General features: G+C 57.8%; 3 protein-coding genes and 1 pseudogene. All 4 read right to left on the bottom strand.

Annotated features, from left to right (window positions below):
* The coding region (locus A39O_RS0104970; RefSeq protein WP_020503603.1) for a transposase at nucleotides 1-178 on the bottom strand (178 nt) is incomplete at its 3' end.
* Between the two features lie 78 nt (nucleotides 179-256).
* Entirely contained in the window at nucleotides 257-793 is a 537-nt protein-coding gene (locus tag A39O_RS36230) for a hypothetical protein (protein WP_020503604.1), read from the bottom strand.
* A gap of 1,099 nt (nucleotides 794-1,892) precedes the next feature.
* Nucleotides 1,893-6,719, bottom strand: a complete 4,827-nt coding sequence (locus A39O_RS0104980) for an InlB B-repeat-containing protein (protein ID WP_157639653.1) — start codon at nucleotides 6,717-6,719, stop codon at nucleotides 1,893-1,895.
* Nucleotides 6,720-7,287: 568 nt separating this feature from the next.
* A pseudogene (locus A39O_RS0104985) lies at nucleotides 7,288-7,524 on the bottom strand (transposase); the annotation flags it as partial.

The raw sequence follows: 7,524 nt of genomic DNA on the forward strand, positions 1-7,524 counted from the left end.
AATAGCGCAGGCAGGCCCCACAGCGGTATTTCTGCCGCGCTGGCTGGGTCGTATCATGTCCCTGCTTCGTGATCAGCGACGCCTCGCAGTGGGGGCAAAGAACACCCTCTGGCCAACGCAACTGACGGAGTGTGTCGTAGCACTTGGCGTCGTCCAGCAGGTCTTGAAGGTTGATCATCGGCGGGAAACTGTCGGTCAGCGTGGTTGAGTCCTGACGTGTAGTGTACGCTTGGACCACCCGAAGAGCGAGCTAGACTCAGCAGTCCGGAACCCATATTGAGCCGAGACTTTTACGCGAGCGCGCGATACTTCCGAATGCGGTCTTGTTATGACGACCGCACTTACGCAGGCGCACCAAAACCATTACGACCGACAATGGGTTGCTTTTCACCCAATCGCCGATACCAAGCCGAACAGGTTTAATCTTCGCCTTTTTGAACAATAATTTACCTGGTTCACAATCGCCGTCGAGACGCACGAAGTCGCGGCCCCGCAGGCGCCCGACCCAGCACCAGCCAAGGGCTTCGACGGCACGAAAGAAGGGCACCCGAAAGCCTGAATCGGCGATGACGATGGGCGCTCTCCCAGGCGGCATCAGGTTCGCCAGAATGCCGAGAAAGCGTGCCTGAATACGACGGCTACCCAAGAGGGAGCGGGGATGGATTTCTTCGTAAAGGGTCATGGGGTGGCCGCCGACGGCGATCGAGGCGCGCAACAGATGATACGATTGATCAGCCTTGAGATCCGACCAGTCGACGAGGATCAGGGGCTCGGCGATCCGGGCCAGGGTCACGGCGGCAGAGGGCGCCGTAGATCGCCGTACGCTCGCGATACAGGTGGGGATTGCCGATCAGGCGGTCGGCGCGCTTGATCTTGTGCTTCAACGTCGTCGGACCGACCAGGCGTCGTCCCACCGCGGTGATCGACAAACCCGCTCCGGTGACGCAAGCCTCCACCGTGTCAAAGAGTGCGGCGAGGCGCGTGGCGTGGCGTGGATAAATTCCAGCGACTGACCGAGCCAAGAGCGCAATAATGTGGGTACATGCATGAGGGGCGTCCTGTGGGGTTTTCCTTATACCAGTGTGGCAGTAAAACCTCTTGCACGCATCGGCAGATCGAAAAATGCTTTCCATGACTTTGTTTTTATTGATATTTTCTAGTGGATACTTCAGGGTCCGTCCCTGTTTCCCGTCGCGTGCCTGTTTCCCGTCGTCCCTGTTTCCCGTCCTAAACGTGGTCCGTCCCTGAGGTATCCCCACGAAATATCCTTCTTGATCAGTTGGATGCGGATGCCGCCAATTGCTGGCGGCGCCCCTGAGCCCAGGTACAAGCTAACTCGTTGATTTTTTTACAAGGTTCGTGGGGATACCTCAGGGTCCGTCCCTGTTTCCCGTCCGTCCCTGTTTCCCCCGGTCCCTGTTTCCCCCGCGTGGCACGGCTACCGCCTGACGCCCTGAGATCGCACCGCGACGCTTCGCCCAGGCGGGCGGCTTCGCCGCGCCTGGGCTCCGCTCGGCCGCTCCCAGCGGCCGACGCCGCAAGGCTCGCCCTACTGCTGTGCTGGAGGTTCTGGACCGACGCCAGGCGGGGCTGTGCCGGCGGCACTTGATCCGGCGCCTTGGTGGCGATTACGGCTTGTTCTGCTGCTGTTCGTCTCGCCATGAAGCAGTACCTGTAGCGACCTGCCTCCTCAAGGACACGTTGCTGCGTCGCGGCGCGCTGGTTAGGATGCATGGGTGGTGGCTCGCAGGGTGATGGGTTGGGTGTCGCAACCTTCAGCCTACCACTCTTGCGGGTTCGCCCCTGTTATTTTCAGTCTGTTAGACTAAATTAGCGCCATTCCGGCCATCCCCGTCAATCCGCACCGCCGTCGTCGACCATCGACCTTCAGTCTAGCGCGTCTTAGGGCTGAAGTTGGCAATGACGGCTTGATTCGAGTTCAGGTGACTCAAAACGCAACTCGCCCCGCTACAAGCGCCGCTAAAGCCTACGAAGGCGTAGCCGCTCTTAGGGATGGCGTTGCAGGTGCTCTTGCCGCCATGGGCGACCGGGTTGGGGTGGCAACTGACAGTGCCCCCGGCCACCGGGTTAGCGGTTGCGGTGATCGCGTAGGTCTTGAGGCGGAATCTGGCGATCGGGCGATTGCTCGCAGGGTACCTCGCCATGGTCAGGTTGCAGTCCCCGGTACCACTACAGGCACGATACCAGCCAGCGAAGATGGAGTCCGGGGCCGGGACGGCACGGAGGGTGACACTGGTACCCAGAGCGAGCGACTCCCGACAATCCCCTCCGCAATCGATCCCGGGGCCGGTGACTGTCCCGGACCCGGTACCGACCATGAGCACCGTAAGAGGCAATGCACGGGCAAAACTGGCGTTCACCGCGCAGGTGTCAAAGATCGGCGCGGTAGTATAGGTGTTGCCGACCAGTGACCCGCCGCACCCGGTCACCAAGGCGCCGTAACCGACCTTCGGCGCGAGTATGAAGCCCGCGGTAGCTCCGTAGTCGACCGTCTGCGACATTGGACTGATGCCGCCGTTGGCACCAGCGACCGCGGTGACCAAGTAACGGTTGAGCGTAAAGTTCGCGGTACAGGTGAGGTCATAGGCTGGCATGGCGAACTGGTTGTCACACGGAATGGGGCTCCAGCCGGTGAAAATGCTGCCGGTACCCGCCGTTGCCGTAAGGGTAACGGGCGTACCTGACGCAAACTTTCCGCTACCGCCCAGGGTACCCGACCCGGTGCCGCCTTGGTCGACGGTGACTGTGTAAATCGGAATGGGTACCAGAGCCTCGGTAACGGAGATCTTGACGTCATCACTCCGCTCTAGCCCCGTGCCGTCAGAAACGGTAAGACGGAACATTAAATCGATGCTGTCATCCCCCACCAGAGTCGGTGCCGTAAATGTTGGATCAGCAACACCAGGGTCGTCGAGCACCACATCATCACCGTTGGGCCCGGCCAGTAGTTCCCAGTTCAGCAAGAGGGTGCCCGTCTCACTATAGGACCCTGTGCCGTCTAGAGTGACGGTGTATCCCTCCACCACCGATTGATCTTCACCTGCTGAAGCGAACAGCGAACCGTGCACTGCGAAGCTATCGCTGTACCGCGTGAACCGCTCGGTTCCTTCCCTAATCGTTGCCACCGCATAGTAACGACCATCGGTTAGCGTTTCGGAAGGAATCCAGGGAACCTGGATCACGGATTCCGCTTGCGCACCCGCACTGACCTTAAGCTGTGGGATCTGCACCGCAAGGCCGCCGTCAACACTGAAAATATCGATATCGACGAAGAATTCCACCTCCGAGTCCCGGTAGTTCTCGAAGTTAACCGTGAACCAGCCTTCCTGATCCTTCAGGAAACGGTCCTGCGCACCCAACGCGCCGATCGCGCCGCCCACCACAAAGATATCCTTGACAAAACGGCCAATCTCAGAACCGGCACCGTCGCTGATGACCGATTCAAGCTTATACATGCCAGCCTGGATGGGCGTAGCAAGAACGACGTCGATCGTACCGCTCGCCCCGCCTGCGACCGAGGCCAAATTCTGGTTGGATGAAAACGGATTGCCTTCGAGATCGAACAGCGTGGAACGCAGGGTGAAGGTCGCGGCAATCGTCGTCACGTTGGTGACCGACACTGTCGCATTGATCGGGTGGCCAACCACATAGCGGGCCTCATCGGTGACCAGATAGTCCGCGGTCCCCACGTAGGCGGTTCGGTACTCAACGATCAACTCACCCTGAGTCACCAATGTCGTAGCGTCAGTACCAGCATCGTAAGTCATCGGATAGTAGATCACGTTGAGAAGCTTCGTCTGGCCGAGATCGGCCACTGCATAGGGCGCGACGTCCCTTGGATAGATCCCGGATGGGTTCCGCAGCGTCACGAAGCTGCCGAGCGAAGACCCCGGAATAGGGAGCCCGAGACCACGTTCAAACCCCGGGAGCTTGAGTCGCCCGAGGTCTTGAGTCGCGACCGCCACCAGACGCACACTGACGATCTCCGCGTCCGGCGGCAGCGCCAGCGTTTGACTCCCGTAGACCATTACCGGCGTTGCGGAATCTCTTAGCTGTGGATTGAAACCATCAACTGTGACGAAATCGAATCCAGTTCCCGCATCATGCTCAACATTGAACACACTGGCACTAAAGGGGATCGATTTTGCGAGCACATCATCGGCGGCTTGAAAAACAGATGCCCGCTGTGTTGCCTCCGTCTTTGCAAACTGTGCGGGCGCGCGCGCTTTAGGGGTAGTCAAGCGAGCCCAAGGCAGGCCAAACAGGTTGACAGCCTGTCGATGTAAATCGTCTAAGTTCCCGTCAACCGAGAAGCCACGGTATGCCGCTAGGAATGCTGCGCCGATGGTGCTTCCCTTGAAAAGCTCACCTGTAGCCTGACTGTTATAGTCACTAATATTACCAGGAAGAGATGAGTAAGTTACTACAGACGATGCAGCAACACCGCCTACGTTCAGGTCGAGCAGGGAGTTGAGCAAACCCAATTTTCCATAACCGTCGACTTGCCCAACCAGACAGGCGTCGAAAATAAAAAACGGATCAAAAGTCGCGAAATGACGTGAAATCGGATCGGCGACCGACTCAAGATTTTGACTCGATAAGTACTCACTCATGAGGCTACTGCTGATTGATCTGACAGTACCGTGAGTCATGCCGCGCCAAATATCGAAATCAGTCACGCCATCCGCATTGCCGGTAAATAGCGCATCTAGCGTTGCCCAGTTTGCATCGTCGTCCTGTTCGGAGCACAGATCAAGCTTCCACCAGGGACAGACCGCAGGCTCTTTGTCGAGAGTTACCCCGTTGACTGATGTGACAACATTAAATTTGGCATCGACCGCTTGGTTTTCAAAATCGCGAAGTTCTTCGTCTCGCGCCCAGTTTTCGAGTAGTACTACGCGATTGGAAATCGACTCCTGTCTCGCCGAGGAGTTGATTAGATGACTCAGGGTCCCGCTGGATGGTCCTGCCAGACGGCCGATAGAGACCGCGCTTACAACACCAGCCTTCCAATCTTGGTTGGATCCGACATCCAGCGCGCGATAGTGGCCATCAGTGTGCAGATATCCGTTTTCTCCATCCGTGCGGAAGACTGATGTTGCATAAAAGATCGGATGGGACTCAAAGAGCTTCGCCGTATCCAGGACAGTCGTCGTATCATGTAATGATGTCGTGTCATATGACCGATAGAAGGGAATTACCGCGTCGCCCCCAAGGATGGCAACATCGCGGCCTTCTCCAATACCGCCGGATGCCGCCACTCGCTCGGCCAGGTATTCGGCGACTCGGTTGGCGACCCCGTTAACCTCATCTTCCTCAGCATTGGTTGCGGTATCAGCGTCATATGGGAGATGAGTGCGATCCGTAGGCCAGCCGATAATCGAGTTCCCGGTTTCACCGTCGAACCCGAGGTCGAATTTGTCGACAAACAACACACTCGCCCTCACCCGATCCGCCTCACGGTAGACGTCCTGCCACAGTGTGGCCATCGCAGTGACGTTGGTTTCATCGCGTCCGCCAGCGGCGACATAGGCGGCATAGAGAGCTGCACGGTTGGTCAGAAATAATTTTGCACCCCTAGTCGCCGCAACGGCTCCCCTCTTGCCGAGCGTATCGAGAAAAGTCTTGCCTGCGACATTGAGTCGGACCTCTGCACCCACGACGCGGGGCGCGGTATCGTCCAATTTCACACGCACTAACCATTCGCCCTTCGTATTTCCAAGGTTCAAATCATTGAGGGTAACAGTCGTCAAGCCGTTTGCCGTCCCGAACACCGCATTCGAGATAAGGACCTCAGTTCGATCAGCAACACTAGCATGGTCCTGACGCTGATAGACTTGGATGGGGGCCGCCGTGTCGATAAACCGTGGATCGATGGCGAAGGTCAAGGAGAAAGCCTGATTGTTTGCGATATCGTCCTGGAGTGAGCCGTCCACGGACGCCACGATATCGAGCAGATCGCCAGGGTTTTTCCAGGTGGTTGGCCTGTTCCGCAATGCGCGGTTGTCGTCGGGATAGACGTTGAGTGCAGCGGTATTCTGCCCTCCGCTGACGATGGCGTATAGGAAGACATCAGGGAGTGCCCGCCCGAACCCGTAGGTCGTACCATCTTGGGTGTATCTATCGTAAGTAAACTCCCAGGTCAGGCCCGAGGCGATGACATGACCTTTTCCAAGCGGGTAACGAACCAGCGTCGGCGCACCATTATTCACCGACCGGAAGATCACGTCACTGCCCGCCGGCAAGGTATTTTCGATAAAGTAATTATGCGAAGCAGCGGTCCCTTCAAGGTCGGCATCAGTCAATAGGGTGCGCGGGGCGCCCGTACGCAACGAGCCAGTCACGATAGGGTGACTAGCCGCAACCGAGTCGATTCGGTTGAAGGTGGCATAATCGTCTTCAACCTGTACTCCTCCTGGCAGGTCGGTATAATTGTTTCCGCTCGACCATCCGTTGTCACAGGCGAAAAACACCAGCGTGCCTCCCCCTGAGACGTATTGTTCAAAGGTGCTGTAATTAGCGGCGTAGGCATCGTAAAATGACTGCACCTGATCATTGACGATAAGTACGACCTTGTAATCTGAAATGTTGTAGCTTGCCAGACCCTCGAAATCAGTGACCACATAGGTATAACCGAGGTCCGTAAGTACCTGAGTATTCGCATCTGACTTCCAGGGTAACGCTGTCTGGATCAGCAAAACATCAGCGCCGGCACTCTGGGTCGCCTGCGGCAATTCCCCGAATGCAGCCTGGCGCTGGACCTGGGGGGTCGTAAACGTGGGCCGATAACCTCCAGGAGGCGTTGCGCTATCGGACGACAGTGCAGTAGCAGGCGCCGCACCCATCGCCGAAATTGCGATCCACAGCATTAGCCTTAGCACAATTGCGAAACGACCCGACATGCTGAGTTGGACGACACTGTCGGCGTGAAAAAGACGATCCATGATTCGATACCTTTATAGCTATGAAAAAATCTAAAGTTCCATCTGGACGCAGTTCGCCCACGTAAAATCGTACCACAGTCGAAGGATCAGGACGATCACATCAACTTCTGAGCCATTTGCGCTGCGGCGCTTTTCGCGGACGCGCCGGGACCGGGGTCGGCGCGAGACGGGCTGACGCACAGGCATTTCCTGGTGCGCACCAACGAAATCGGATCGCCGTCGCGCAGACTTGAGAATCATTCGCAAAAACTCTGTTCTGCGGACAGCCGCACCCGCAGGCGACGCGTGGGCGGCCTGACCGGACGCGGCAGTCGGTGAGGGGTTATCCGGTCGCGGGGATGGGCTGAACCAGCGAACGCATTTGTTCGAGGCGACCGGCTTTGACGTGTCCCAGCGCCATCGCCATCATGACCGCCAGCGCCAAGCCGACGCGCGTCTGCATCTTGGCCAGGCCGCGAATGAAATGCCGCTCGAAGCCGAAGCTGTTATCGATGCGGTTATTGATCCGCTCCAAGGCGCTACGGCGGTTGTAACCGCGCTCCCAACTGGGACTGCCATA

This window comes from Lamprocystis purpurea DSM 4197, assembly GCF_000379525.1.
Taxonomy (GTDB): Bacteria; Pseudomonadota; Gammaproteobacteria; order Chromatiales; family Chromatiaceae; genus Thiodictyon; species Thiodictyon purpureum.